Origin of the sequence: Jiangella asiatica, from assembly GCF_004349065.1 — a bacterium.
GTDB classification, from domain to species: domain Bacteria; phylum Actinomycetota; class Actinomycetes; order Jiangellales; family Jiangellaceae; genus Jiangella; species Jiangella asiatica.
This window is the reverse complement of the sequence record NZ_SMKZ01000053.1, coordinates 19,901-46,565: the sequence shown is the minus strand read 5'-3', so window position 1 is coordinate 46,565 and position 26,665 is coordinate 19,901. Positions and strand designations below refer to the sequence as shown.

Annotated in this window: 20 protein-coding genes; 16 read left to right on the top strand and 4 right to left on the bottom strand. The window is 68.6% G+C overall.

Annotation, left to right across the window (positions count from 1 at the left end; all coding sequences use genetic code 11):
• The first annotated feature begins 26 nt into the window (after window positions 1–26).
• From E1269_RS26270 to E1269_RS26260, 3 genes are all read left to right on the top strand, one after another.
• A complete protein-coding gene (locus E1269_RS26270; protein WP_131900171.1) occupies window positions 27–1,283 on the top strand; it encodes an extracellular solute-binding protein in 1,257 nt (418 codons plus the stop codon).
• Between the two features lie 86 nt (window positions 1,284–1,369).
• A complete protein-coding gene (locus tag E1269_RS26265) occupies window positions 1,370–2,242 on the top strand; it encodes a carbohydrate ABC transporter permease (RefSeq protein WP_420810674.1) in 873 nt (290 codons plus the stop codon).
• Window positions 2,243–2,322: 80 nt separating this feature from the next.
• On the top strand, window positions 2,323–3,135 hold the full coding sequence (locus tag E1269_RS26260; protein WP_203434091.1) for a carbohydrate ABC transporter permease: 813 nt from the start codon (window positions 2,323–2,325) through the stop codon (window positions 3,133–3,135).
• A gap of 491 nt (window positions 3,136–3,626) precedes the next feature.
• Here the strand turns inward: E1269_RS26260 and E1269_RS26255 are convergent, their stop codons facing one another.
• From E1269_RS26255 to E1269_RS26240, 4 genes are all read right to left on the bottom strand, one after another.
• A complete protein-coding gene (locus E1269_RS26255) occupies window positions 3,627–4,520 on the bottom strand; it encodes a sugar phosphate isomerase/epimerase family protein (RefSeq protein ID WP_131900165.1) in 894 nt (297 codons plus the stop codon).
• Window positions 4,517–6,733 (bottom strand): sulfatase-like hydrolase/transferase, encoded by a 2,217-nt coding sequence (locus tag E1269_RS26250; RefSeq protein ID WP_203434090.1) that lies wholly within the window; start codon window positions 6,731–6,733, stop codon window positions 4,517–4,519. The genes E1269_RS26255 and E1269_RS26250 overlap by 4 nt, the downstream gene beginning before the upstream one ends.
• Window positions 6,730–8,178 carry an arylsulfatase gene (locus tag E1269_RS26245; RefSeq protein WP_131900161.1) on the bottom strand — a complete coding sequence of 483 codons (1,449 nt, stop codon included), beginning with the start codon at window positions 8,176–8,178 and terminating at the stop codon, window positions 6,730–6,732. Before E1269_RS26245 ends, E1269_RS26250 begins: the two co-directional genes overlap by 4 nt.
• 106 nt (window positions 8,179–8,284) lie before the next feature.
• Window positions 8,285–11,392 (bottom strand): ThuA domain-containing protein, encoded by a 3,108-nt coding sequence (locus E1269_RS26240; RefSeq protein ID WP_131900159.1) that lies wholly within the window; start codon window positions 11,390–11,392, stop codon window positions 8,285–8,287.
• Between the two features lie 438 nt (window positions 11,393–11,830).
• Between E1269_RS26240 and E1269_RS26235 the strand changes: the two genes are divergently transcribed.
• From E1269_RS26235 to E1269_RS26175, 13 genes are all read left to right on the top strand, one after another.
• A complete protein-coding gene (locus E1269_RS26235) occupies window positions 11,831–13,129 on the top strand; it encodes an ROK family transcriptional regulator (RefSeq protein ID WP_131900157.1) in 1,299 nt (432 codons plus the stop codon).
• The gene (locus E1269_RS26230) at window positions 13,122–14,099 is read left to right on the top strand and encodes a glycoside hydrolase family protein (RefSeq protein WP_131900155.1); all 978 of its coding nucleotides are present in this window, start codon (window positions 13,122–13,124) and stop codon (window positions 14,097–14,099) included. The genes E1269_RS26235 and E1269_RS26230 overlap by 8 nt, the downstream gene beginning before the upstream one ends.
• Complete coding sequence (locus E1269_RS26225) at window positions 14,096–14,953, top strand: ABC transporter permease (RefSeq protein WP_131900153.1); 858 nt, start codon at window positions 14,096–14,098, stop codon at window positions 14,951–14,953. Before E1269_RS26230 ends, E1269_RS26225 begins: the two co-directional genes overlap by 4 nt.
• Window positions 14,943–15,773 carry an ABC transporter permease gene (locus E1269_RS26220; RefSeq protein WP_131900151.1) on the top strand — a complete coding sequence of 277 codons (831 nt, stop codon included), beginning with the start codon at window positions 14,943–14,945 and terminating at the stop codon, window positions 15,771–15,773. The genes E1269_RS26225 and E1269_RS26220 overlap by 11 nt, the downstream gene beginning before the upstream one ends.
• A 6-nt stretch (window positions 15,774–15,779) precedes the next feature.
• Complete coding sequence (locus tag E1269_RS26215; protein ID WP_131900149.1) at window positions 15,780–16,634, top strand: ABC transporter ATP-binding protein; 855 nt, start codon at window positions 15,780–15,782, stop codon at window positions 16,632–16,634.
• A gap of 16 nt (window positions 16,635–16,650) precedes the next feature.
• Entirely contained in the window at window positions 16,651–17,694 is a 1,044-nt protein-coding gene (locus E1269_RS26210) for an ABC transporter substrate-binding protein (protein WP_131900148.1), read from the top strand.
• A gap of 5 nt (window positions 17,695–17,699) precedes the next feature.
• Window positions 17,700–18,566, top strand: coding sequence for a sugar phosphate isomerase/epimerase family protein (locus E1269_RS26205; RefSeq protein WP_131900146.1), 867 nt, complete (start codon window positions 17,700–17,702; stop codon window positions 18,564–18,566).
• A 2-nt stretch (window positions 18,567–18,568) separates the two neighbouring features.
• Window positions 18,569–19,600 carry a Gfo/Idh/MocA family protein gene (locus tag E1269_RS26200; RefSeq protein WP_162606634.1) on the top strand — a complete coding sequence of 344 codons (1,032 nt, stop codon included), beginning with the start codon at window positions 18,569–18,571 and terminating at the stop codon, window positions 19,598–19,600.
• Window positions 19,601–19,841: 241 nt separating this feature from the next.
• Complete coding sequence (locus tag E1269_RS26195; protein WP_131900142.1) at window positions 19,842–21,380, top strand: sulfatase-like hydrolase/transferase; 1,539 nt, start codon at window positions 19,842–19,844, stop codon at window positions 21,378–21,380.
• A 77-nt stretch (window positions 21,381–21,457) separates the two neighbouring features.
• Entirely contained in the window at window positions 21,458–23,305 is a 1,848-nt protein-coding gene (locus E1269_RS26190) for a glycoside hydrolase family 2 protein (protein ID WP_131900140.1), read from the top strand.
• A 160-nt stretch (window positions 23,306–23,465) separates the two neighbouring features.
• Window positions 23,466–24,404: a carbohydrate ABC transporter permease gene (locus E1269_RS26185; RefSeq protein ID WP_131900138.1), complete on the top strand. Its 939-nt coding sequence runs from the start codon at window positions 23,466–23,468 to the stop codon at window positions 24,402–24,404.
• Between the two features lie 11 nt (window positions 24,405–24,415).
• Window positions 24,416–25,267 carry a carbohydrate ABC transporter permease gene (locus E1269_RS26180; protein ID WP_131900136.1) on the top strand — a complete coding sequence of 284 codons (852 nt, stop codon included), beginning with the start codon at window positions 24,416–24,418 and terminating at the stop codon, window positions 25,265–25,267.
• A 110-nt stretch (window positions 25,268–25,377) separates the two neighbouring features.
• Window positions 25,378–26,652 carry an ABC transporter substrate-binding protein gene (locus E1269_RS26175; RefSeq protein WP_162606633.1) on the top strand — a complete coding sequence of 425 codons (1,275 nt, stop codon included), beginning with the start codon at window positions 25,378–25,380 and terminating at the stop codon, window positions 26,650–26,652.
• The last annotated feature ends 13 nt before the right edge of the window (window positions 26,653–26,665 follow it).

The window sequence follows — 26,665 nt, the reverse complement described above, 5'->3', positions numbered from 1 at the left end:
AGAGGTGTATAAGAGACAGCCTTCTGATGATGGGCTGGGGATCGGACGTCGAAAAGCAAGGGGTCCAGGCGGCCGTCGAGTCTTTCAACGAGGGCCGTGACGCCACCGTCACCTACCAGTTCGTGCCGAACGACGGCTACGACACGAAGATGAACACGCTGGTCGCAGCCAACAACCTGCCGGACCTGAGCTATCAGGCGGAGGGTACGGCGATGCGGCTCGGGGCTCAGGGCAAGGTGGCCAATGTCTTGGACTACGTGGACACGTACTCACAGCTCGCCGATCTACTTCCCACGGTCGTGCATCAGTGGGACGAGGGCAGTGGCCTGACGCAGCTCGCGGTCGAGATGATGCTGCTCTGGTACAACGTCGATGCCATCGACGACGCTGGTGTTCCGCGGCCGCCAGCCACCGCTGCCGATGCCTGGAGCTGGGACGAGTTCGTCCAGTACGCGGACCGCCTCACCGTCGACGCCAACGGCCGGCATCCGTCCGAGTCGGGGTTCGACACCAGGGCAGTCGAGCAGTGGGGCACCCTGGCACCCACCGGCTGGCCCGGATTCTTCCCGTTGCTGAAGTCCAACGGCGCCGACATCGTCGATGAGAATGGCACCGGCTACGTCCTCGACAGTCCGGAGGCCGTGGAGGTCATCACGAGGATTCACGATCTCATCTATGTGCATCGAGTCGCGCCCACACCAGCACAGTTCGAGACGATCGCTTCGACCTTCACCGCAGGCCTGCTCGAGAACCGCCGGGTGGCGATGGTGCTGGACGGTCAGTGGAACCTGCTCGATCTCGGTCAGATGGACTTCGCATACAGCTTGGGCGTGCTGCCGAAATTCGGCGAACCCAAGACCGTGAATCTGTGCAATGCCGTGATCGTGGCAGCCGACAGCGAGGACGTCGACTCGACGATGGAGTTGCTGATTCACCTCGGCGACCCAGCCAGGAATGATCTCTACGCCAAAGGGCTTTGGATGCCGTTGCAGAGCACGTACTACACCGACCCCGAGGCGATAGCGTCGTGGACGGACAATCCCGTGCATCCGCCCGAGTACAAGACCGCGGCACTGGACTACCTGGTCGAGAACGGCGAGCCGGAGCCGGCTTACCGGATCAAGAACTGGGATCGCATCGGTAACCTTTTCACCGCCGACCTCGACGGACTCTTCGCCTCCAGTGACGGTGGTGGCGACCGGGTGAGGCAGGTGCTGGAGGGCATCCGGCCGAAGGTGGAACCGCTGCTCGAAGGCGTGTACCCCGACACGCTCGAGTCGTGAGCATGAGCGTCACGACACAGCCGTCGACGGCTCTCGGCCACGGCCCGGCCGGCCCTGACCGCCGTCTGCGGAGTGGTCAGGCGCGGATGGAGCAGCGCTGGGGCCTCGGTATGGCGCTGCCGGCGATCACGGGTTTTGTCCTGTTCATCGTCGGCCCGATGATCGCTTCGTTCGTGATCGGGCTGACGGACTGGACGATCGGGGAGTCGCCCACCTTCGTCGGCATCGACAACTTCACGACCATGCTGGGGGACGACCCGCTGTTCTGGCAGTCGGTCGGATCGACGCTCTACTACGCGATCCTCGCCGTGCCGTTGACGCTCGTGGTCGGATTCGGCGTGGCGCTGCTGCTGAACCAGACAGTGCGCGCCCGCGGCTTCTTCCGCACCCTGTTCTACCTGCCGGTCCTGGTGCCCAGTGTCGCCTCGGCGATTCTGTGGACGTGGATCTACAACCCTGATCTCGGGCTCCTGAACTCACTGCTCGAGAGCGCAAACCTCCCGACGTCCCAGTGGATCTACGGGACGGCCACTGTCATCCCGTCCCTTGCGATCATGAGCGCCTGGGGATTCGGGAACATGGCGGTGATCTTCCTCGCCGGCCTGCAGGGAGTGCCGCACCATCTCTACGAGGCCGTGGAGTGCGACGGTGGCGGCGCCTGGCACAAGCTGCGCTACGTCACGCTTCCGATGATGACTCCCACGATCCTCTACAACCTCGTCATGGGCATGATCGCCGCCCTGCAGATCTTCAACGAGGCCTATCTGATGACCGAGGGCGGACCGGGCAACCGGTCGCTGTTCTGGGTGTACTACATCTACCGCACCGCCTTCGGTGAGAGCCGGCTCGGATACGCGTGCGCGCTGTCCTGGGGCCTTTTCGTCGTCGTGGCGACCATCACCGTCCTGATCTTCCGCTCGGCCCGCAAGTGGGTCTTCTACTTGGGAAGTGACTCCTGATGGTCACCGCCGGGACAAGGCTTCCTATCGATGTGCGTACGGCGGGGAAGCGGCCCGGCGTAGCCCGAATCAGTCATGGCGTGATCGTCGCCTTGCTGGTCATCGGCGGGCTGGTGTGCCTGGCGCCGTTCTTCTGGCTGCTCCGTAGCTCGTTCATGGACGAGGCGCAGATCTTCGCGACGCCGCCGATGTGGATACCGGATCCGTTCACCATCGAGAACTACGTCGACGGCCTGCGCAGCCAACCGTTCTTCGGCTACTTCCTGAACACCATGACGCTCGAACTGATCGTCGTCCCGGGCATCCTCTTCACCTGCTCCCTGGCGGCGTTCGCGTTCGGGCGCCTGCGGTGGCGCGGACGGGACGTCGTGTTCGGTGTGCTGATGAGCGGGTTGATGCTCCCATATGCGGCCACTTTGGTGCCTACGTTCATCGGATGGGAGCGACTCGGACTGATTGACACCTACGTCCCGCTCACCCTGCCTGCCTGGTTCGCTGGTGCGGGTGGCGGAATGGCGAGCGTGTTCCTGCTGCGACAGTTCTTCCGCACGATCCCGCGTGACCTCGACGAGGCCGCCTACCTCGACGGAGCCAGTCCCATGCGGGTCTACCTCCAGATCATCGTGCCGCTGAGCAAGCCGGCGCTGCTCGTCGTCGGGGTGTTCACCTTCTTCGCCGTCTGGAACGACTTCCTGAACCCGCTGGTCTATATCAGCGACGGTGCGAAGTTCACCCTCGCGCTCGGCCTCGCGGCTTTCAAGGGAACGTTCAGCTCCGAATGGGGGTACCTGATGGCTGCCTCGACAGTCGTGACGCTGCCGGTGACCGTTCTCTTCTTCGTCGCCCAGCGTCAGCTGCTCGCTGGCATCGCGCTTACCGGACTGAAGGACTGAGAGGACACGGGGCGAGGTGACCGCGTGACGACGCGTCCGTTCCAGCCCGTCAAGCTGATCCACGTCGGCCTGGCCGAGGTAGTCGCGGCTGTCGATGTCGACCCGGAGCGGTTTCGCATCGCGCGATCCGCGCTCGGACTCGGTGCCGACCGCTGCCACACGACCGTGCGGGCCGCCCTGGCGGCGCACGACAGCGACGCCGTCGTCGTGGCGGTCCCGCCGGAGTTGGCATCTGCGGATCGTTCGAGTGTCCGGATCGATGACTTCGACCGTGCCGGGGCGCTCGGTGAGGAAGCCCCGGCCGTCACGGCCACGTCTGCTCCATCGGCTGGCTCACGTTGGTGTCCATCGGGATCTTCTGAAGCTTCTCCCACTGGTCCTGCGGGTTTCGACCGGCGAATCGATGGAGGCGGCCGGTGCCGCAGGCGTCGTCGTGGGTGCGGCCGCCAGCGCGGCGATCAACGTGAGCCGTTTCATCGCAGGCCTCCTTCTCAGAAGGTGAGCTGGCGCAGGTAGGAGTAGCTGGCCGAGACGCTCGCCCACGGGTCCGGCGGGTTGTCGAGGTCGACGATGGACATCCGCACTCGCTGCCGGCTGGCGAAGTCGTAGATGGCGGCCCAGTCGATGGTGCCGGCGCCGATGGCCGCTTCCGAGCCGTCGGCCGCAACGTCCTTGAGGTGGAACGTCCCGACCCGGTACGGGTGCGCGGTCATGAAGTCGATCACGTCCACTCCGGCACGCACCGCCCACCCGATGTCGAGCTGCAGGTCGAACAGGTGCGGATCGGTCTCGGCCAGCAGCAGCTCCAACGGCACGACGCCGTCGATGGGCTGGAATTCCCGCAGGTGGTTGTGGTGACCGAACCGGATGCCCGCCTCGCGGGCGATCGCGCCGGCGGCGTTGAAGTCCCGCGCGATCTGCCGGTACCCGTCGAGGGTGTTCTGCGAGGCGGGGATCGAGTTGCAGCGCAGGTAGCGCACGCCCAGGGCGAGCGACTCCTCGACCGCGGCCTCGAAGGTGTTACGGACGATCTGCAGCGACACCATCCGCGAGACGACCTTCAGCTTGAGGCTGTCGAAAAGTTCTCGCAGCTGCGCGGGCGTGCGGCCGAACAGGGACGGGCCCAGCTCGATGTTGCGGTAGCCGAGGTCGGCAACCCTGGCCCAGGTGCCCTCAAAGTCCTGGTCCAGCAGCGTGCGGATCATGTACCACTGCTGGCCGAGGGCGGGGTTGGGCACGCGCTGACCCATCGCGGTGTCCGGCACGTCCGGGACGTCCGCGAGCACGGGCCGGGCGAGAGCAGGCACGGCGAGCGCTGGAACCGCGAGCGCGGTCGCCGTAGCGCCGGTCAGGAAGCCGCGGCGGCTCAGTCTGCGTGTGGTCATGCCGGTTCTCCTTCGACGTAGATCGGTCGGCGCACTCTGGTGCTCATGTCGTGGCCGGCGGTGCTGTAGGTGGTAACGCCGTGGATGAAGTGTTCGCCGGGCTCGGTGCCGGGCGGCGCGGTGAGGTCGAAGCCCGCCTCGACGGTGTGCCCGGCCGGCAGCGCGGCGTAGCCGGCGGGCGTAGCCGGCGTCGCCACCCAACCGTCCGGCGCCGCGAGGGACAGCTGGATGTTCACCCGCGCTTGCTCGCCGCTGTTGTGCAGGCGCACGGTCACTCGACCTGGCTCACCGGCGACCAGCCAGGTGGCGGGGAGCTGGAGCGACAGCCCGTCGGCGTAGGGCCACTCACCGGCGAGCACGGCGGCGGTGTACCCGACCGCCTGCCGGACCTGGAGGTTGGCGTCGCCGCCGGCCTGCCGTAGCGCAGGCAATGTGGCCAGCGCTAGCGAGCCGATCTCGTCCAGCGCGTTCGCCGCCTGCAGGCGGATCCGCTCGTGGTCGTGGTGCAGCAGTGCCTCGGTGAGCACGGCCAGCCCGCGCTCCCGTTCCCGCAGCCAGCACAGCGCCTGCGCGGCGACGATGCGCACCGACCAGGACGGGTCGTTCAGCCGCGACAGGAGCGTGCCGGTAGCCGCCTTTGCGCCCCCGCGCAGCATGACGCAACCCAGCGCGGCCCAATAGCGCACGCACTCGTTGTCGTGGAGGAGCCAGCGGATCAGCTGCGCGGTGCCGGCGACCCGCCGTTCGGCCGCCACCGCGGCCACGCGCATGACCTCGGCCAGCGGGTAGGCGCCCGGTGAACGGCTGGCGTCGAAGCCCTCCAGCGGGGATCCCTCTGGGATGAACCCGTTGTCGTTGACCGCCACCAGATGCGCGTCCAGCGCGGCACGCAGGTCGTTCCGGACGGTGCGGCGTGCGGGGTCGGCGGCGAGGTTGGTCACCTCGTGCGGGTCCGCCCACAGGTCGTAGAGCTCTTCGACCGGCTTATCGCGCCAGTAGGCGGACTGGACGTCGTCGCACCGCCCCTCGTGGAACAGCCGTTCCCATTCCGCCATGCCGAGCTGCTGCCAGGCGTACTCGTTGTGCTGGCCGTAGGGCACGTGTGGCAGGTAGTTGCGGGTGTAGCGGTAACGCGCGTCGCGGACGGTACGGCTCATGTCATAGCGCTCGTCCATCCGATTGCGGAAGCCGAACGTGTAGCGCTTGGGTGGCTCGCGTCCGTCGCCGGCGAATACGCGGCCGGACATGTAGTCGGGCACCGGCAGGCCGGCGAGGCTGAGCATGGTGGGTGCGAGGTCGAGCTGGTCGACGATCTCGTCGGTGACGGTGCCCGGCCCGGCCGGCGCTAGGTGGGCCCACCTGGCGGGAAACCGGACGACGAGCGGGATCCGCAACCCGCTGTCTAGGCAGGAGCGCTTGCTGCGCGGCAGGACCCCGCCGTGGTCGCCGTAGTAGACGACGATCGTGTCGCCGGCCAGGCCGTCGGCCTCCAGCTCCGCCAGCCGCTGGGCGACCTGCTGGTCCAGGCTCGTCATCAGGTCGTAGTGCAGCGACCGGTCGGCACGCAGCTGGGACGCGTCCGGGTGGTACGGGGGAAGGCGGACCTCGTCTGGCCCTGGGCCCGTGGGCAGCGGCTCCCGGGCGCCGGGGAACAGCTGGCTCTCGTGCGTGACGTTGTAGTTGAAGACAGCGAAGAACGGCGCCGCGGCGGGCCGGTTGCGCCAATGTGCCTGCCCGCTGGAGGCGTCCCAGGCGTCGGCGATGCTGATCGGCGCGTTGTAGTCGGTCTTGGCGTTGTTCGTGCAGTGGTAGCCGGCCTCCCGCAGGTAGGCGGGGAAGCCGCGCAGCCAGTTTGGGATGTGCCCCGACGCGCGCATCTGATGCGCCGGTCCGCAGGTGGTGGCCTCCAGGCCGGTGACGATGCCGAACCTGGTGGGTGCACAGACCGGGGCGGTCGCGAAGGCGTTCTCGTAGCGGATGCCCTCGGCGGCCAGCCGGTCCAGCGTGGGCGTGGCGGACTGCGGGTCACCGTACGCGCCCAGGTACGGTGAGTTGTCCTCGCTGACCAGCCAGAGGAAGTTCGGACGGTCGACCTGCGCGGCGCCGGCCGACGACGGGTCGTGCAACCCCAGCGCCAGCGCCCCCGTGCCGGCCGCACTCCGGGACAGGAACTGGCGCCGGTTCATCGCGCGCGCCCGGCGCCGTGCGCTCACGGCTCCACCCAAGCGTGGTGCATGAGCGACACCAGCGAGACCACGACCTGCGGATGCTCGACGGCGACGTCGTCCTGCTCGCCGGGGTCTCGGCCCAGGTTGTACAGCTCGACCTCCCACTCCTCGTCCGGCACCGACCGATCGGTGCCGGGAGCGAACCGGACGGCCTTCCACTGCCCGCGGCGCAGGGCCTCGCATACCTGTCGGCCCCGGCCCTGGTCGGTCGCGTTGGACAGCGGCGACTGGAACCGCTCGAGCCGGTACCAATACAGGTATGCGCGCTGCCCCGGCGCGGGGTCGGTGCCGGGCAGGAGCACCGGCCCCATCGAGTCGCCGTCCAGGTCCGACGGCACAGGTGCGCCGGCGATCTCGGCGAGCGTCGGCAGGACGTCCCAGGTGGTCCAGGCGTCGTGGATTACGGTGCCGGGCCGGCCCTTCAGCAGGCCGGGGCCCCACACGAGCATGGGCACCCGGATGCCGCCCTCGTACAGGTTGCGCTTGATGCCCCGCAGCGGGCCGGTGGCGTCGAAGAACAGCGGGTCCAGCCGTGGGTTCCCCTCCTGATGGGGACCGTTGTCGCTGGTGACGAACACCAGCGTGTCCTGGGCCAGGCTCAGCCGCTCCAGCAGGTCGACGATGCGGCCCACGTCGGCGTCCATCCTGGTGATCTGCGCGGCGTGGGCCTTCTCCGCGTCACGCCACGGCAGGTCCGCGTACTCGCCCAGGTCCGGCACGTCCTGCGGGAAGTGCGGCACGTTGGTCGACAAAACGAGCAGGAACGGCTCGTCGCGGTGCCGCTCGACGAAGTCCAGCGCCCGCGCGGCGAACAGGTCCGGCGCGAACGCGCCACGCGCCCCGTCCGCGTTCTCCGGAACGCTCACCGTGCGGTCGTTCTCCCACAGGTAGTCGGGGTAGTAGGTGTGGGCGTGGTTGTGGGTGATGTAGCCGAAGAACTCCTCGAAGCCCTTCGGCCCCGGGTGGCTGTGATGCCCCGCCTCCTCCGGGCCGAAGCCCCACTTGCCGAACAGCCCGGTGCGGTAGCCGGCCGCCCGCACGACGTTGCCGAACGTGGGCTCGTCCGGTGTCAGCATCCCGGCGCTGGCCGGCCCCTCCAGCGGGTTGGTCCGGACGCTGCACCGCCCGGTGTGCCGGCCGGTGAGCAGCGTGCACCGCGACGGGGCGCACACCGCCGCCCCCGCGTAGAACTGGCTGAACAGCATTCCCTCGGTGGCCAGCCGGTCCAGGTTCGGCGTCCGGATGAGCTCCTGGCCGTACGAGCCCAGCTCGCCGTAGCCGAGGTCGTCGGCGAGGACGAACACGATGTTCGGCGGCCGCCCGTGTGCCTGCGCCGCGGCGGGCGTGATCGATCCGGCCGTCGCGGTGGCCGCCACAGCGGCGGAGGAGGCCAGGAAGCGGCGCCGGTTCATGGTGGTCGGATCAGGCATCGGTGTCACCGGCTCTCATGAGCATCCAGCAGGTCAGGCCCCGGCACTGCCGCGCCGCGGCCGAGGCCGGGTGGGCCGACCCCGGCAGCAGCCCACCCGGCGGGCGTCAGCTTGATCGGTTGGTCGACACGCCGGGGCCGATGAAGTCGATGGCGTCGACGTTGAACGTGTTGGCCTGGTTCGCGGTGAACACGAAGTACAGAGTGTGCGTGCCGGACAGCGCGGTAACCGGGACCGGCGCGGTGCTGGCGTACGAGTTCTGTCCGCCGGTGCCCGTCACCACGGTGGTGGCCAGCAGCGGTCCGTCGGGCGAATCGGCGCGCAGCTGGATGGTGCCGCCGGCGGCGGTGGATCCCACCCGGTAGCCGATCGCGTCGATGCCGCGCAGGTTCATCCGGTCGAAGGCGATCCAGTCGCCGGTGGCGAGGTTGCCGACCCGGTACGCGCCCTCGGCGGCCTCCTGGCGCTGCTCGGCGACGCCGGACTGCGTGTCGTAGTGCTCGGCTTGCCGGTGCTTGGGCTGCAGAACCACCTCGGTGGTCGACGTCAGCGGGTCGACACCGGCTTCGCCGTGGTCGGTGTAGGACGCGGTGATGACGTAGAAGAGGTTGGCGTCGTCTCCGTGCCCTCCCGCGACGGTCGTGATGGTGCCTCGGCAGCCTTCGACCTCCTCCAGCGGGTGGGAGTGCGCGTCGTGCCCCAGTGCTGGCTGCACGGTCACCTCGGCACAGTCGACGGCGCCGTCCTCGCGGTCGGTGACCACCGCCCGGAACGTCACGTCGTCGCCGAAGTCGATGAACCCGCCGTCCTGTGGGATCGCCAGGCGCACGGTCGGCGGGGTGTTGCCCACGCTGATGGTGACGCTGGTACTGACCGAGCGGCCGGTGTCGTCGGTGACGGTCAGCCGGGCGGCGTAGGTGCCGTTGGCGGTGTAGGTGTGTGTGGGGTTCGGCTCCGTGGACGTGCCGCCGTCGCCGAAGTCCCAGGCGTAGGTGAGGGCTTGGCCTTCGTCCGGGTCGGTCGAGCCGGTGGCGTCGAACCGCACCTCCAGCGGCGCCCACCCGCTGGTCGGAGTCGCCCCGGCGACCGCGACCGGGGACCGGAACCCGGGCTTGGCGTAGTCGATGCGGTAGATGCCGTCGTCGGGGTTGTTACGGCCGAACCCGCGCCCCCACTCGGCCACGTACATCGCCCCGTCCGGGCCGAAGACCATGTCCATCGGCGCGTTGAACCGCACGTCCGGCAGGAACGGGTTGATTTTGGTTGGGGTGTCGCGACCGTCGGGCACGAACTCGCGCAGGAAGTGCCGGCTCCACTCGTAGAAGAAAGCCTTGCCGTCGTAGTAGGCGGGGAACTTCCGGCCCGACTCCAGGCCGGGATCGTAGCTGTAGACCGGGCCGGCCATCGGCCCGCCGCCGCCTCTGCCCAGCTCGGGGAACTCGGCCGAGTCGGTGTACGTGTACCACACGGCCGGCGCAATGGTGGGCGGCAGCTCGGCGAGGCCGGTGTTGTTCGGCGAATCGTTGACCGGGGCGGCACAGTCGAACGCCGGGCCGGACGCGCCAGTGGCGAAGTCGTAGTCGCGGTACGCGAAGTTGTCGCCGTGGCAGTAGGGCCAGCCGTAGTAGCCGGGCTCGCCGACCACCTGCCACTCGACGTACCCCTCCGGCCCGCGTTCGGGGTTCGGCTCGCGGGCGTCCGGCCCATAGTCGGCGACGAGCACGTCGCCGGTGTCCGGGTGCACGGTGATGCGGAACGGGTTGCGGAACCCCATCGCGAAGATCTCAGGCCGGGTGCCCGGGGTCCCCGGCGCGAACATGTTGCCGTCGGGGATGGCGTACGTGCCGTCTTCCTCGGGGTGGATGCGCAGGACCTTGCCGCGTAGGTCGTTCGTGTTCGCCGAGGTCCGCTGCGCGTCGAAGGCGATCCGCCCCGGCCGCTCGTCGATGGGGCTGTAGCCGTTGGACTCGAACGGCACGGTGTCGTCGCCGGTGGACAGGTACAGGCTGCCGTCCGGGCCGAACTCGACGGAGCCGCCGACGTGCGCGGGACGTTCGGGGTTGTCGGTGGGGATGCCGAGGAGCACGACTTCTGAGCTCAGGTCCAGCGTGTTGCCGTCGACGTGGAAGCGCGAGAGCCGCCGCTCACCGTCGGGCAGCGTCGAGTAGTACAGGTACACCCAGCCGTTGGTGGCGAAGTCCGGGTCCAGTGCGATGCCTTGCAGGCCGTTCTCGCCGCGCGTGTCGGTGTTGAGCGCCCCGGCGTCCACCGTGGCACCGGTGTCCGGCTGGTAGATCCGCACGCCGCCGGTGCGCTCGACGAAGAAGACCCGGCCGTCGTCGGCCACGTCCAGCTCCATCGGCTGGGTCACCTCGGTGGACAGCGGGACCTTCTGGAAGTTCTCCCACACCGTTCCGCCGCAGTCGGCCTCCTCGACTCCCGCCGCGGTGCGCACCCCGCCCAGGACGTGCTCGACGAAGAACGGCTCGGTGTAGGCGGCGGCGTGATGGCCCAACGCGGTGGCCCAGACCCGGCCGCCCTCGAAGTCGCGGCACCACGAGATCGGATGGTCCGCACCCATCGCGTCCGGACCCGGGTCGTAGGTGGTCTCGTCGACCGTAGCCAGCACGTGTACGTCGCCGCGCGGGTTGGCGTCGAAGTTGTACCACTCCTCGCGGAACTGCCAGCGCTCGGGCAGCCCGGCGGTGGACGGGTGTACGCGGTCGGCCACCTTCATCGTGGCCTGGAGGTTCTGCGCCGAGTGCCGGGTCATGGTGGTGCCGATCAGGTCGTCCCACCACGGGAACCACACGTCGGGCGCGCCCATGTCCAGCGCGTTGTGGATGGCGACGATGCCGCCGCCGCCGCGCACGTACCGTTGCAGGGCGGCCTGCTGCTCGGCGTTCCACAGGTCGTTGCCCGACGTCTGCAGCATGATCAGCACGTCGAACCGGGCCAGGTCGGCGTCGTTGAACAGCGCGGCGTCCTCCGAGTGCACCAGCTCGAAGCCGTGGTCGGCGGCCAGTTGCTCGAACATCGCCACCCCGGCCGGGATGGACGCATGCCGGAAACCGGCAGTCTTGGTGAACAGCAGCGCGCTGAACTCCGGCTGGAGGTTTTCTCGAGAGGTGGCCGTGGAATCGTTGGACTGCGGTACCAGGCTGATGGCGGCCAGCAGGACGGCGAGGGCGAGGGTCACGATGCGGCGTTGCATACGGGCTCCTTCGGCCGTGCGAGGTCGATGGTGCTCCTAGAGGTGGTCGACGCTGGCCGCTGCGGAGGCCATCGGGTCGCTGGAGCTGGGGTGCTGGTACGGCCCGCGCTGCGCGGAGTGAGCCATGCCGTACGGGAAGGCACGCCGCCTCGATCGTGCTCGCGGAGTCCTCGCCATCGCCTGGCCCTTCCACGACGGGACCGCATGACGCCGGCCGATCTCTCTCGGGCTCAGCTGGGCCGGCGAGTGACGATCCGTTCATTATTCAGGTTCGCAAATTATCTGGGTACATAGTGGTCGTCAAGGGCGAACCGGGACTTACCCGCCGGTAGCACCTATCAGTGCAGGTAAGATGGACCAAAAGGCGCGAGTGCGGGCAAGTTGACGGCTCTGAACGAGGCGGTTAGGTTTTTCACCGTGAGCAATGAATTAGGGGGAATGAGCGCCCGGCACGTCCGGGTGCACAACCGGGCAGCCCTGCTCAGGCTGCTGCGTGAGGTCGGGCCGCTGCCCAGGATCGAGCTCGCCGATCGTTCCGGATTGAGCGCGACCACCGTCACCAAGGCGATCGCCGAACTGATCAGCGAAGGCGTGGTGGCCGAGATCCCGCGGGTCCGGCCGGCGTTGAGCCGTGTTGGCCGGCCATCCATCGACGTCGCGCTGGTCGCCGGCGCACGTCACGTCTGCGGCGTCCAGGTCGGCGTGGGAACGGTCCAGCTGGCCATCTGCGACCTGCTCGCCAACGTCGTCGAGGACGCCACCGTCACCTTCGATCCCGCGGCGGACGTACATACGGTCCTCGGTGTCATCGAGACGGCGCTCGGCGACCTCCTCACCGGCAGCGGTGTGCCGCGCGAGTCCATCATCGGCATCGGCATCGGTGCGCCGGGTCCCGTCGACGCCGCACAGCGGCGAAACCTGCTGTCGATCAACCTGGGCTGGCGTGACGTCCCGTTCAGCGACCACATCGAGCGGGCACTCGGCATCCCGACGGTCGTCGACCACAACGTTCGGGCGATGGCGCTGGCCGAGGCGCGGTACGGCCTGGGCCGCGAGGCGGACAGCCTGGCGTTCGTGTACCTGCGCACCGGTGTCGGCGCCGGGCTCGTCCTCGGCCGCCAGCCGTACCGGGGCGGCACCCACGGCGCGACGGAGATCGGTCACCTGCGCATCGGGGCGGGCGACCGCCCGTGCTCGTGCGGCAGCACCGGGTGCCTGGAGACTGTGGCGTCCGAACCGGCGTTGGTCGAGCGGGTGCGGGCCACCGTGAACGCCCAGCCGGCGGGTCTGCTGGCGAGCGAATTGGCGGGCGGCCGCAGCCCACTGGCGGCATTGGTCGCGGCCGGCCAGGCCGGGGACCCGGCGGCCGGCGAGATCATCGAATCCACCGCCGGGCACTTGGCCACCGGCCTGGCGAACCTGATCAACCTGCTCAATCCCGAGCTGATCGTCGTCGGAGGCTTCTTCTGCGACGCCGGTGACCTGCTGCTCGAGCCGCTGCGCCGGGCGTTGCGCCGTCAAGCGTTCCCGGTGCTCCGCGACGCCATCCGGGTCGAGCTGACCACGTTCGGGCCGAAGGTCGGCGTCGTCGGGGCCGCCGCCGTCGCGCTGGACCGGGTCTTCTACCGCCCGCCGGTCGACGCCGGTGGTCAGGTGCCGGCGCCACACCGTCTGGCCGGCGCGTCGTGGCAAACGGCGCTACGTACACCAACCATGTCGAGGAGCATCGATGAGTGAGGCCGCCGGGCATCGGGTCCTCTCGCCCTTTCCGCCGTTCGGTCCCGAGCGGGGCGTCGTCGTGCGGCCGCCCGAGATCGCGGAGAGCGGCTACTGGAGCGGCTGCCCAGGGATCCTTCGGGACGGGGACCGGTTCCTGCTGACCTACCGGCAACGCCGGCCGCGGGGTACCGAGCGTGAACGCGGCTGGCGCTGCGCAATCGCCGAGAGCGACGACGGAGTCACCTTCCGCGACATCTGGGCGGTGGAGAAGGAGGAGCTGTCGACGGCGTCGATGGAACGGTGCTCACTGCTCCCGATGGGCGACGGCTACCTGCTGTACCTGAGCTACGTCGACCCCGACGACAACCGTTGGCGCATCGACGTCATGGACGCCGACACGCCAGCGGGCTTCTCGGTGTCGAAGGCCGAGCCCGTGCTGACGGCGGCCACGACCGGAACCGAGGGGGTCAAGGACCCGTACGCGTGGCGGATCGGGCCGGCCGTCTACCTGTTCGCCAGCTATGCCGAGGCCCAGACGCTCACACAGGAGCAGCGCGCCCGCGCCCACGCCACGTCCGACATCTACAACACGGGCGTGACGACCCACCCGACCGGCCTGGCCACCAGCACCGACGGCCGGGCCTTCGACTGGCACGGCCAGGTCCTCGGCGTGGGCACGGAGTGGGACCGCTACCAGGCCCGGTTGAACACGATCCTTCCGCTGGGCGGCGCCTACCTCGGCTTCTACGACGGGTCGGCCGGTGCGGACGAGAACTACGAGGAGCGCACCGGCCTCGCGCTCTCGTTCGACCTGGAGCACTGGCGCCGGCTCACCCCCCACCGCCCGTGGGTCACGACGTCGCAGGGCAGCGGGTCGGTGCGCTACCTCGACGCCGTCACCGTCGATGATGAGTGGTGGCTGTACTACGAGATGACCCGGGCCGACGGCGCGCACGAGCTGCGGATGTCGCGGGTTCCCAGGTCATGACGAAGACGGCGAGCCACCGCTCCGCTGCGCCGCCGGAGCGCGGCGGGCAGGCGCCGGACGAGCCGAGGCGGGCCGGCCGTGCTCGGCGGCGCGTCGTGGCCACCGCGTCGGTGCTGGTCCTCGCCGCGGCCTGGTACCTCGCCACCGAGGTGTTCGCGATGGTCACGCCCCTGGTGCTGCCGTCGCCGGTCGACGTCGTCACCGCGGGTGTTTCGGTCGCCACCGAGCCGTACAGCGGATCGACGCTTGCCGGGCACGTGTGGGCGAGCCTGCAGACGGTGCTCGGCGGCTGGCTGCTGGCCATCGTGATCGGCGTGCCGCTGGGCTCGGCGATGGGATCGTCGAAGATCGTCGACACGCTTGCCGGGCCGGTCTTCAACGTGCTGCGGCCGATCCCGCCGATAGCCTGGATCCCGCTGGCCATCGTCTGGTTCGGCATCGGCCAAGGTGCCCGGTTCTTCGTCGTGTTCCTGGCCGCCGCGATCCCGTGCGTGATCAATGCCCGCGAGGGCGTCCGGCAGGTCGACCCGGTGCTGCTGCGGGCCGCCCGGACGCTGGGCGCGGGCACGTTGACGACGGTGCGCCGGGTGGCGTTGCCGTCCGCCGCGCCGCTCACCTTCACCGGCATCCGGCTCTCCCTCGGCAACGCGTGGATGACCCTGGTAGGGGCCGAACTGGTGGCCGCCAGCGCCGGGCTGGGGTTCTTGCTGCTGGACGCCCGGCGGTCACTCCAGCCCGACCTGCTGTTCGCCGCGATGCTGGTCATCGGCCTGCTCGGGGCGCTTTTCGGCGCGGGCATGCGGTGGCTGGAACCGCGCCTGGTGCCGTGGGAGGCGGGGCATCGTGACCGTTGAGCTGACCCGTTCCCGCTCGGCCACGACCATCGCCCGGCCACTGCGCACCGCGGGGTCGGTGCTCGCCTCGCTGACCATCCTGGTCGTGCTGTGGTGGCTGGTGACCGACGGCATCGGGCTGGTCGGCGCCGACATGTTCGCCTCCCCGGGTTCCGTGGCCGACCGGCTGGCCGAGTTGGTCACCACCCCGTTCGCCGGCGAGACCCTGACCGGCCACGTGTCCGCGTCGCTGCAGCGCTGGGTCCTGGGCCTGGCCGCGGCGGTGTTGCTGGGCGTCCCGCTGGGCATGCTGATGGCCGAGCAGGCCGACGTCGACGCGGCGGTGACCCCGGTCTTCGAGGCGCTGCGGTTCATCCCGCCGCTGGCCTGGGTGCCGCTGGCGATCCTCTGGCTCGGGGCCTCGGTCACCGCGCAAGCCCTGGTGGTGTTCGTGGCGGCGTTCCCTCCGTGCCTGCTCAACGCCCACCGCGCGGTCCGCGGCATCGACCCGGTGTTGCGCCGCGCGGCGCGGACGCTCGGGGCCGGCCGCTGGCGCGAGGTCGTCTGGGTCGCGGTGCCGACCGGGCTGCCGACGGTGCTGGCCGGGGTGGCGATCGCGATGACGAACGGGTGGATGGCGCTCATCGGGGCCGAGCTGGTCGGTGCGAGGTCCGGCTTGGGTTTCATGATCCTCCGTGGCCAGTCCAACGCCGCGCCGGACATCATCGTGGCCGCGATGGTCGTGATCGGGATCATCGGTGCGGCCATGACCGCGCTGATGGGCCTGGCCACCCGGCGGGTCCTGCGCTGGCAGCACACCGACACACACCGGGAGACGTGATCGACGATGGCGAGAAGCCGGGCGCTCACCGACGAGACCGCCGACGCCACTGCGGCGGGCACGCCCAAGCTGGAGCTGGTGAGAATCACCAAGCGTTTCCACCGCCGCGGCGCTGTGGTCACGGCACTGGACGACGTGACGCTGGCGGTTCCTGCCGGTCAGTTCTGCACCGTCCTCGGACCGTCCGGCTGCGGGAAGAGCACCCTGCTGCATATCGCCGCCGGCCTCGAGCGCCCCACCGCCGGTGAGGCCCGCATCGACGGCCGGCCCGCCGGCGGGCCCGGCCCGCATCGGTGCATGGTCTTTCAGAGCTTCGCGCTGTTCCCGTCCATGACGGTGGTCCGCAACGTCGAATTCGGCCTGCGGGTGGCGAAGGTATCCGGAACGAAGCGGCGCGACGTCGCGATGGCCCAGCTCGAACGGGTCGGGCTGGCCGGCTTCGCCGACGCGTACCCGCACGAGCTGTCCGGCGGCATGCAGCAGCGGGTCGCGATCGCCCGAGCCCTGGTCCTCGAACCGGACCTGCTCCTGATGGACGAACCGTTCGGCGCGCTGGACGCGCAGACCCGGGTCACCATGCAAGAGGAGGTCGCCCAGCTGGTCGCCCGGTCGGGGGTGACGACGGTGTTCGTCACCCACAGCGTCGAGGAGGCCATCTACCTCGGCGACCGCATCGTGGTGATGTCCGCCCGGCCCGGGCGGGTGAAGGAGTCGATCGACGTCGCGCAGCACAGCGCCTGGCGCGACCAGCCGGCGCACGACGTGATGAACGAGCCGGAGTTCGCCCGGCTTCGCCAGCACATCTGGACCTCGGTGCGCGAGGAGATCTCCGCCGCTTCGGCCGAGCAGCGCATCAGCTGACGAAAGGACTCGCGTGATGAACACGATTTCTGCTGGCCGCCGGGCACGATTCGTGCTGGCCGGGGCGCTCGCCGTCCCGCTGGCCGCGACCGCGTGCGGCGGCGAGGACGCCGGCACCACCAGCGACGGCACCGCCGAGATCCGGCTCGCCACCGTGCCGAACCTGGTCGGGTGGTCCGTCTGGGGCGCGCAGGACCTGGGGTTCTTCGAGGAGAACGACCTCGAGGTGACCTCCTTGGAGGTCTTCGACAGCGGCCCGCCGATCGTCGAGACAGGCCTGGCGGGGGAGTGGGACGTCGCGTTCCTCGGCTCGCCGCCGGCCATCGTCGCCGGCGAGAAGTGGGACCTGAAGATCGCCGGGGTGCAGAACGAGGAGGCCGGGAACATCATCCTCTACGTACGCGAGGGTGAGGTCGACCTCGACGACCCGGCGCCGGACCTCACCGGCAAACAGGCCCTGGTGGTCGGCAGCTCGCTCGGCGAGCAGGTCTACCAGGCGTGTTTGGAGAGCCTCGGCATGCAGCCGGACGACATGGAGCTCGTCCCGCTCGAGCCGCCGCAGATCGCCAACTCCTTCACCGCCGGCGACGGCACCGTCGCGCAGGTGTGGAGCGAGCTCGTCGAGCGGATGGACGCCGAAGGGTTCGAGCGTCTCTGCACCGGAACGGACGCCGGCACCGAGGTCTACACGGTGTTCGTGGTGCATCCGGACTTCGCCGCCGAGCAGCCGGAGGCGGCAGCGCGGGCCATCGAGGCGATCTTCGACGCCAACGAACTGCTCAAGAACGATCTCGACGGCGCGATGGAGTCCCTGCTGGCCTTCTACGCCGAGAACGGTGTCGACCTGACCGAGGAGGACATCCGGGCCGAGTCCGAGCGGCACGACTGGTACAGCCTGGAAGAGTCCACGGAGCTGCTGTCCAGCGGCCATGCCGCCGACGTACTGGGCGCGACCGCCGAGTTCTTCGTGACGAAGGGCCAGTACGACGAGGTGCCGGAGTTCGACTTCCTGGCGCCGGACATCGCCGAGGCCGCGGTCGACTACCGCGGCGAGGGGTGACCCTGGTGAATCCGCTCGCGCTGCACGCGATGGTGTTCCTGCGCGGTGGCGGCCCGGCGGCCTGGGAGCGCGTGGTGTCGGCGACCGCAACTGCCGGCTTCGACCTGCTGGAGGTGCCGCTGCGCGACCCGTCCGCCGTCGACGCGCCCGGGCTGAGGACGCTGCTGGACGACGCCGGCCTGGGCGCGGTCGGCCTGCTCGCGATGCCGTTCGACGCCGACGTCTCCAGCCCGGACGAGGCCGTGGCGGCCCGCGGCGCGCGGCTGCTGGACGACGCGCTGGCGGTGGCGACATCGTTGGGCTCGCCCTACCTGGGCGGCGTGCTCTACGGCGCGGCCGGCCGGCACGACGGCCCGGCTACCACGGATGACCGGCGGCGCAGCGTGGCCGCGCTGCGCCGGTTGGCCGGCCGGGCCGCGGCCGCCGACGTCACGATCGGCCTGGAAGTGGTCAACCGGTACGAGAGCAACCTAATCAACACCGCCTCGCAAGCCCTCGACCTGATCGACGAGATCGGTGCCGACAACGTCGGCGTCCACCTCGACACGTTCCACATGAACATCGAGGAGGCCGATGTCGCAGCAGCTATCAGGGCCTGCGGCGACCGGCTGGTGTACGTGCACGCCAGCGAGAGCAACCGCGGGCACCTGGGCCGGGGAAGCGTCGACTTCGACGCCGTCTTCGGCACGCTCGCCGACGTCGGCTACGGCGGGCCGGTCGGCTTCGAGAGCTTCACGGCCGCCGCCGCGCCCGATGCGCTCCGTCGATCGATGGCCTTGTGGCGGGACGTGTGGTCCGATCCGGACGACCTGGCAGCACATGCGCGGGCGTTCATTTCCGGCGCGATCGAGCGGGCGACGGCGAGAGGATGACGATGGAACGAGTACGCATCGGCCTGCTGGGCGCCGGTTTCGTCAGCGACTTCTACTTGCGGGCGCTGCGGTACGTCCGCGACCACGAGGTGGTGGCGATCTCGTCCCGCAGCCGCGACCGTGCCGAGGCGGTGGCCCGCCGGTGGGGCATTCCGGTTGCGACCACCAGCATCGCCGACGTCGTCACCCGCGACGACGTCGACCTGGTGGTGGTCGGGCTGCCGCACCATCTCCACGTCGAGGCGGTGACGGCGGCGGCGCAGGCCGGCAAGGCGGTGCTGTGCACCAAACCGCTCGGCCGCAACGCCGACGAGGCCCGCGAGTGCCTGCAGGCCGCCGAACGGGCCGGGGTGTGGCACGGCTATGCCGAGACCGAGCTGTTCGTGCCGGCGGTCCGGCAGGCCAAGCAGCTCGTCGATGATGGCGCCGTCGGCGACGTCTACTGGGTGCGGGCCCGCGAGGCGCACAGCGCCCCGCACGCGCACGCCCGCGACAAGGAGCTGATGGGCGGCGGCCCGCTGCGCGGGCTGGGCATCCACGGTGTGGCGATCGGGCGCTGGTTCCTCGGCGGCGGCGTGCCTACCGAGGTCCTCGCCTGGGGCGACCGCCTCGCCCGCGACGACGTCGACTGCGAGGACAGCGCCATCGCGATGATCCGCTTCGCCGACCGCCGGGTCGCCCAGGTGGAGGTCGGCTGGGGCCACCTGGCCGGCCTCGACGTCCGCACCGAGATCCACGGCTCGAACGGCTACATCGCCACCGACCACACCGGCCAGACCGGGATCCGCGCCTTCGCGGGCGAGTCGGCCGGCTATGTCGTGGAGAAGGCCGGCTCCGACCGCGGCTGGGTCAACCCCGTGCCGCAGGAGGAGTGGAGCTACGGCTACCACGCGGAGCTGGACCACTTCGTCCATGCCTTCCTCGCCGGCGAGCGCCCCGTCCAGACCTTCCGCGACGGCATGATCGACAACGCCGTCGTCGACGCCGCCTACCGGTCGATGGCCAGCGGCGGCTGGGAGGCGGTCACGGTCTGAGGGCCGGGCTGGACGACCACAGGTCTCACTGACCAGTCGCGCGGTGGCCGCCTTCAGGGAATGCCACCGTCCGCGAAGCCGCGCGCCCTTGGTGACGCTATGGCCAATTGTTGGCCGCAGCGTCACCCCTTGCGGGTTCACACCACCCGGGCTCTGGACGGCGCCGACCTCGGGACCGGCGGCGCCGTGCCCCGCTGATCAAGGCGACCTACTGGGAGAACCTTGGACGGTTGCGGCGCCCATGCTGTCCCACTATGGTTCTTACAACGTTATGTATAACGATGTACGTCTGGGCTCAGGGGACTCCATGCGGCCGAATGTGCTGATCTTGATGAGCGACGAGCAGAGCTGGGGGACCCTGAGCTGCACGGGCAACGCGGCAGCGAGGACTCCCAGGCTGGACGCGCTGGCCGAGATCGGCACCATCTTCGATGGGTGCTACACCCCGTTCCCGCTGTGCTGCCCCTCTCGAACCAGCCTGTGGACCGGGTTGATGCCGCGGCACCATCACGTGCTCGGCAACTGGAGAGCCATCGCACCGGAACTTCGTTCCCGAAGCATCGCCTCGGCATTCCGCGACGCCGGCTATCACACGATGTACACCGGCAAATGGCATGTGCCCGGAACCACGCCGCAGCTGATGGGCTTCGACGACACGGCCGCCATCCCCGCCGTTCTCGACGGGCGGGATCGCGGGCGGTACATCGAGGATTACCGGAGGTATGTCACCGAGCTCGGATACGAGTTGGTGCCCGGGCACATCGAGAATCTCTCGGCGGCCGACCTGCGCGAGTTGGGGGCCCCGGACTCACCGCATCGAGGTCGCGCCGAGATCCGGCTCGAGCACTACCTGGAGACCTGGCAGACCGATCAGTTCCTCCACACCCTCGACCGCCGGCCAGCCGATCGTCCCTGGTTCGCGGTCTGTTCGTTCAACGCTCCGCATTTCCCGATGGTGGTGCCGGCACCATATGACTCCATCATCGATCGTGGCCTGGTCCGGCTACCTGACAGCTTCGCGACAGGGCCAGGCACGAGGCCGCGCGAGGTGCGCGAGTCGCCGTTCGCCACCGAGTACGCCGACCTGGATCAAGCCGGCTGGGTCGATCTCGTCGGCCACTACCTGGGCTTCTGCGCTCTGGTCGATGCGCAGGTCGGCCGGATCCTCGACCATCTCGAGCGGACCGGCACGCTGGATGACACGACCGTGGTCTTCACCTCCGACCACGGCGACATGATGGGTGCTCATCGGTTGATGGAGAAGGGGCACCTACTCCACTACGAGGAGGCACTGCGTGTTCCGCTCATAATCCGGCATCCCGATGCGGGCCAGGCGCGGATCTCGCACCTGATCTCGATGGTCGACATCGCAGCCACGCTGGCCGAACTCGCCGATGTCAGCTGGCGAGGGCCCGACGACGGCATATCCTTTGCGGAAATGATCGGCGCATCCGATGCCACGCCGACACGGGACCATGTGACCGCGGAGTCCGTGCTGTATCGGATGCGGGCCGACGCGAACGGCGAGCATCTCGACCCGCGCACCTGGCGCGCGGAGACCGACGCCATCAACCTGTCGGTACGCACTCCGACCGCGCGCTACATCTTTCGCTCCCGTGACGAGGACGAGCTCTACGACCACGTCACGGATCCCGGCGAGCAGCACAATCTGGCCGCCGATCCAGCATGTGCGGACACCCGGAGGTACCTGCGGAAGCTGATCGCTACGGAGATCGACGACGTCTTTCCCGCCATCGCCAGAACGCTCACGACCGGCTGAGACCGATTCATGATCGCTTCGCGCGTGTGCCCACGCGACTACTGGACCCGTCGGCCGGTGCGGATTGAGAGGACCACATGATCGACTCGTCTTCGTACCCTCGGCCCCGGCTCGTCCGCGATCGATGGTACGACCTCTGCGGCACGTGGCGGTTCGCCTACGACGACCGCGATCACGGCATCGGTCAGCAGTGGTTCACCGTTCCGCCCGGTGTCTTCGACCGCACCATCGAGGTGCCCTATCCGCCGGAGTCCAAGCTCTCGGGTGTCAACGACCGATCCTTTCACCCTGTCATCTGGTATCACCGTGCCTTCGACCTGCCGGAGCTCGGCGACGACGAGCGGCTGCTCCTGCACTTCGGCGCCGTCGACCACCGAGCCACGGTGTGGCTGAACGAGCACCACCTGACCGACCACGAAGGCGGCCACACGCCCTTCACCGTCGACATCAGCGACGCGCTCGACCCGCGGCGCGACCAGCAATCGCTCGTCGTCAGGGCGGAGGATCAACCCGACGATGCTGGGATTCCGCGTGGCAAGCAAACCTGGGACCCCGAGCCGTCGGGCATCTTCTACGAGCGAACCAGCGGCATCTGGCAACCGGTCTGGCTGGAGCCGGTACCGCGGGTCTCGATCGACAAGCTGGACCTGATCCCCGATATGACCGCGCGGGTCCTGCGCGTCGAGCTGTCCGTCCGGGGGACGGTCGACACAACTGGCACCCTAGACGTCACGCTCGAGTTGGGCGACCGGCTGCTGGCAGCTCAGTCGATGCGCCTGGTGGGCTCGCGGGCGCAGTTCTCGGTCAGCATCCCCGGCCTCGAGGACAACGACAAGGCTCTGCACTGGTCGCCGGAATCTCCTACCCTGATGACCGCTGACCTCTCCCTGCGAGTGGCCGATACCGTCGATCGCGTCCGCAGCTATGTCGGGTTCCGGGAGGTGGGCGTCCGCGACGGTGCCTTCCTGCTGAACGGCCGTCCCTACTACCTGCGCATGGTGCTCGCGCAGGGATACTGGCCGGAGTCCCACCTCGCAGCGCCGAGCGGCGACGCGCTCCGGCGGGAAGTCGAGCTGATCAAGGAGCTGGGCTTCAACGGCGTTCGCGTACACCAGAAGGTCGAGGATCCGCGGTTCCTCTACTGGTGCGACCGGTTCGGCCTGCTGGTCTGGGGTGAGATGGCCAACGCGCACGAGTTCTCCGCGAGAAGCGCCGACCAGGTCATCACGGAATGGGCCGACGTCGTCCGCCGCGATCGCAGCCATCCGTGCATCGTGACCTGGGTCCCGATCAACGAGAGCTGGGGCGTGCCGAGCATCGCCTCCTCCGCCAGACAGCAGCACCATGCACGTGCCCTCTACCACCTCACCAAGACCCTGGATCCAACGCGACCAGTGATCTCCAACGACGGTTGGGAGCACCCGGTGAGCGACATCTGGAGCATCCACGACTACGCCACGGCCGGCGCTGACCTCCGGCGACGATACGGTGATCCCGAGGCCCTCGCGGGGGTTCTGGCTGGAACCGGGCCGGCCGGACGGAAGGTTGTGCTGGGCGATCAGGAACGGGCGGGCCACCCCGTCGTCATCAGCGAGTTCGGTGGTCTGGCCTACCTACCTGCCATTGGCGAGAAGTGGTTCGGATACCGCGTGGTGGGTTCGGAGGACGAGTTCCGAGCCGCCTTCGAGGAACTGGTTGCCGCGCTGATCGGTAGCCCCGAGATCGCCGGCTTCTGCTACACGCAGCTGACCGACACTGCACAGGAGCGCAACGGCCTGCTCACCGAGGACCGTACTCCCAAGCTTCCGTTGCCGGTGCTGCATGAGATCATCACCCGCCCGAGCAGCGCCGTACCCAGCGAGTCCATCGACCATCAGCGCCGCCGAGCCCTGTTGGCAGCGCTGGGCACACCGGACGCGCCATGATGCCCACCCTGGCCGCCGGACGCCGGATCTCGGCTCGGGACCAGGGCGCCGCGACCAGACTTTACAACGATGTGTATTACGATGTACGGTGCCGAGATGGCTCGCAGGAATGCGCCTCATCGTTGTGGCGCGTGAGGCTGGGTCGATCGAAGGCCGCACCATGACGGCCGCCGCGCAGGAGCGGACGCAGGACACCACTGGCCGAGTCGGCGTGAAACGTCGCCGGTACCGGGACAACGTGTGGGGCTACGTGCTCCTTCTGCCCTGGCTACTCGGCTTCGTCCTGCTCACGGTCGGACCCATGCTGGCGTCGCTGGTGTTGTCCTTCACCGACTTCGACCTGCTGTCGGCGCCGAACTGGGTCGGCCTCGAGAACTACGTGCGGATGCTGACCGACGACGACAGGTTCACCAAGTCGCTGCAGGTCACCACGACCTACGTTCTGCTCGGCGTTCCGCTGGAGCTCGCCTTCGCGCTCCTCGTCGCCATCGTGCTCAACCGTGGACTGCGGGGCCTGGACTTCTACCGGTCGGCGTTCTACTTGCCGTCCCTACTCGGCGGCAGTGTGGCCATAGCAGTGCTGTGGCGCCAGGTCTTCGGGCGCGACGGCCTGGTCAACGATGTTCTCTCGGTGTTCGGCATCGAGGGACCGAGCTGGATCTCGGACCCGAGCTACTCGCTGTTCACCCTGGTCGTCCTGAACGTCTGGCAGTTCGGGGCACCGATGGTGATCTTCCTGGCCGGCTTGAGAGGCATCCCGGACGAGCTCTACGAGGCGGCCGCGGTCGACGGGGCCGGAGTCCTCCGCCGCTTCTGGAGCATCACGATTCCGCTGCTCACGCCCATCATCTTCTTCAACCTCGTGCTACGACTCATCAACTCGTTCCAGGCATTCACCCCCGCCTTCATCATCAGCGGAGGCACCGGCGGACCAACCGATTCGACGCTCTTCTACACCCTGTACCTGTACCAGGAAGGCTTCGCGTACTTCCGCATGGGGTATGCCTCCGCGCTCGCATGGATCCTGCTGCTGATCATCGCGGCGGTCACCGCGGTCAACTTCGCGCTGAGCAAGTACTGGGTCAACTACGACCGCTAGGGAGGGAGACGATGACATCGAACACGGCTCAGCGCCGTCGACCGCGTCGCATCCTCGCGCACGGGGCGCTCGTCGTCGGCACGGTCGTCATGAGCTATCCCCTGCTGTGGTTGCTCGCGAGCTCTTTCAAGGAAGACTCGAAGATCTTCAGTTCCACCGGGCTCATCCCGAACCCGGTGGACCTGGCCAACTACGCCGAGGGTTGGACCGGCGCCGGCAAGAGTTTCACGACGTTCTTCACGAACTCGCTCGTCATCGGGATCGTGGCCGTGATCGGTAACGTCATTTTCTGCTCCATCACCGCATACGCATTTGCGCGCCTCGATTTTCGCTTCCGGCGATTCTGGTTCGCGATGATGCTCGGCACGATCATGTTGCCGCACCATGTCACGCTGATCCCGCAATACTCCATGTTCGACTACCTCGGCTGGGTCAACACCTTCCTGCCGCTCTTGGTCCCGAAGGTCATGGCGGTCGATGCGTTCTTCGTCTTCCTGCTCGTACAGTTCATCAGGACGATCCCGCACGAACTCGACGACGCTGCCCGCATCGATGGGTGTGGACCGGTGCGGATATTCCGCCACATCATCTTTCCGCTGCTCACGCCGGCATTGGCCACGACGGCGATATTCACGTTCATCTGGACCTATAACGACTTCTTCAGCCAGCTGATCTACCTCAACGACGTCGACCTGTTCACAGTCCCGCTCGGCCTGCGAATGTTCTTGGACGCGACTGGCGAGTCCGCGTGGGGACCGATGCTCGCAATGAGCGCCGTAGCACTGATTCCGTTGTTCATCGTATTTCTGGTATTTCAACGGCGAATCGTCCAGGGAATCGCCACGACTGGATTACGGGGCTGACAGATGCCGGCCACAGCTGCAGCAAGTCCACTAGAGGCACACGGAGGTGCCACATGAATACGTCGAACCCCATGAGACCAGCCATCTCGCGCCGTACGTTCCTCGGTGCGGTGGCGGCGACGGGCGTCGGCAGCCTGGCCGCGGGCTGCGGAGCGGGAGATGACAACGCGGGCGATTCCAGCAGCGCCGGCGGAGAACTCTCGATCATGTTCTGGGGGGAGGGGAACCAGAACGAGCTCCAGCTCGAGCTGATCGAGCTGTACGAGCAGCAGGCCGACGGCGTCACGTTCTCGGCGGAGTACTCGGGACTCGAAGGCTACTACGACAAGTTGGCCACCAGAGTGGCCGGCGGGAATCCAGCTGACATCTTCGGTATCCACGACGTCTCGCTGGCCGAGTATGCGGCCAGAGGAGCGGTGAGAAACATCGAGGAGTTCCGCGCCGAGCCGCTCGGACTGGACAGTGTCGCGAATGAAAGCGTGGTGGAAGGCTGCCTGATCGGCGGCGAGCTCCACTTCGTCCCACTCGGAGTCTCCACGGAGCCAGGTTTCATCTACGACAAGACCGTCCTGGAGCAGGCTGGCCTCGCCCTTCCGAGCGACGAGTGGACGTTGGCGGAGTACCGTGAACTCGCCCAGGCCGTCGCCCAGAGCGGGGTGCGCACCGCAGGCACGGCCGATCTCGGCGGGGTTCCCCCCGCGCTGGGTGCATGGCTACGCACCCACGAGCTTTCGCTGTTGTCGTCCGGTGGGCTCGGGTTCGACGTCGACGATCTTGCTGAGTGGTTCAACTTCTGGGATGAGCTGCGGCGCGAGGGCTCCGCAGTTCCGATCGAGGTTACGGCTGCGGCGGTGGGGTTCCAGAACGACCCTGTCGTCACCGCGGACGCGGCGCTGACCACGACGGCCAAGGACAAGGGCTGGCTCGCGCTCGACGGCCTGACGGACGACGAGCTCGTCTTGGTGCCGTTCCCGAGGGCGGCCGCAGACGCGCCGGCGGCGACCCAGATCGTGCCAGGGGCCTGGTTCGCAGTGTCCGCCGAGTCCGAGAAGGTCGACGCCGCCATCGACTTCCTCTCGTACCACATCTCGAACATGGACGCGTTGCGGACGATCGGGATCGGTAGGCATGGCGTCCCACTCTTCGAGGAGGCGCGCGAAGAGCTGTATCCGGAGGCCAAGCCGGCTCATCAGAAGATCTACGATCTCCTCGCCACCGTCGAAGCCTCGCAGACCGGTGCCGTCGATGTCGTCTACCCGGTAGGAGCGAATGAGCTGTTCCAGCAGCTCAAGCCCTTGAACGAGCAGATCGGCTTCGGCCAGAGCGGCGTGTCCGACGCGGCGGAGTCGTTCTTCGACACCGCCGAGCGGATTCTCGAAGGCTGATCGATCACCGGAC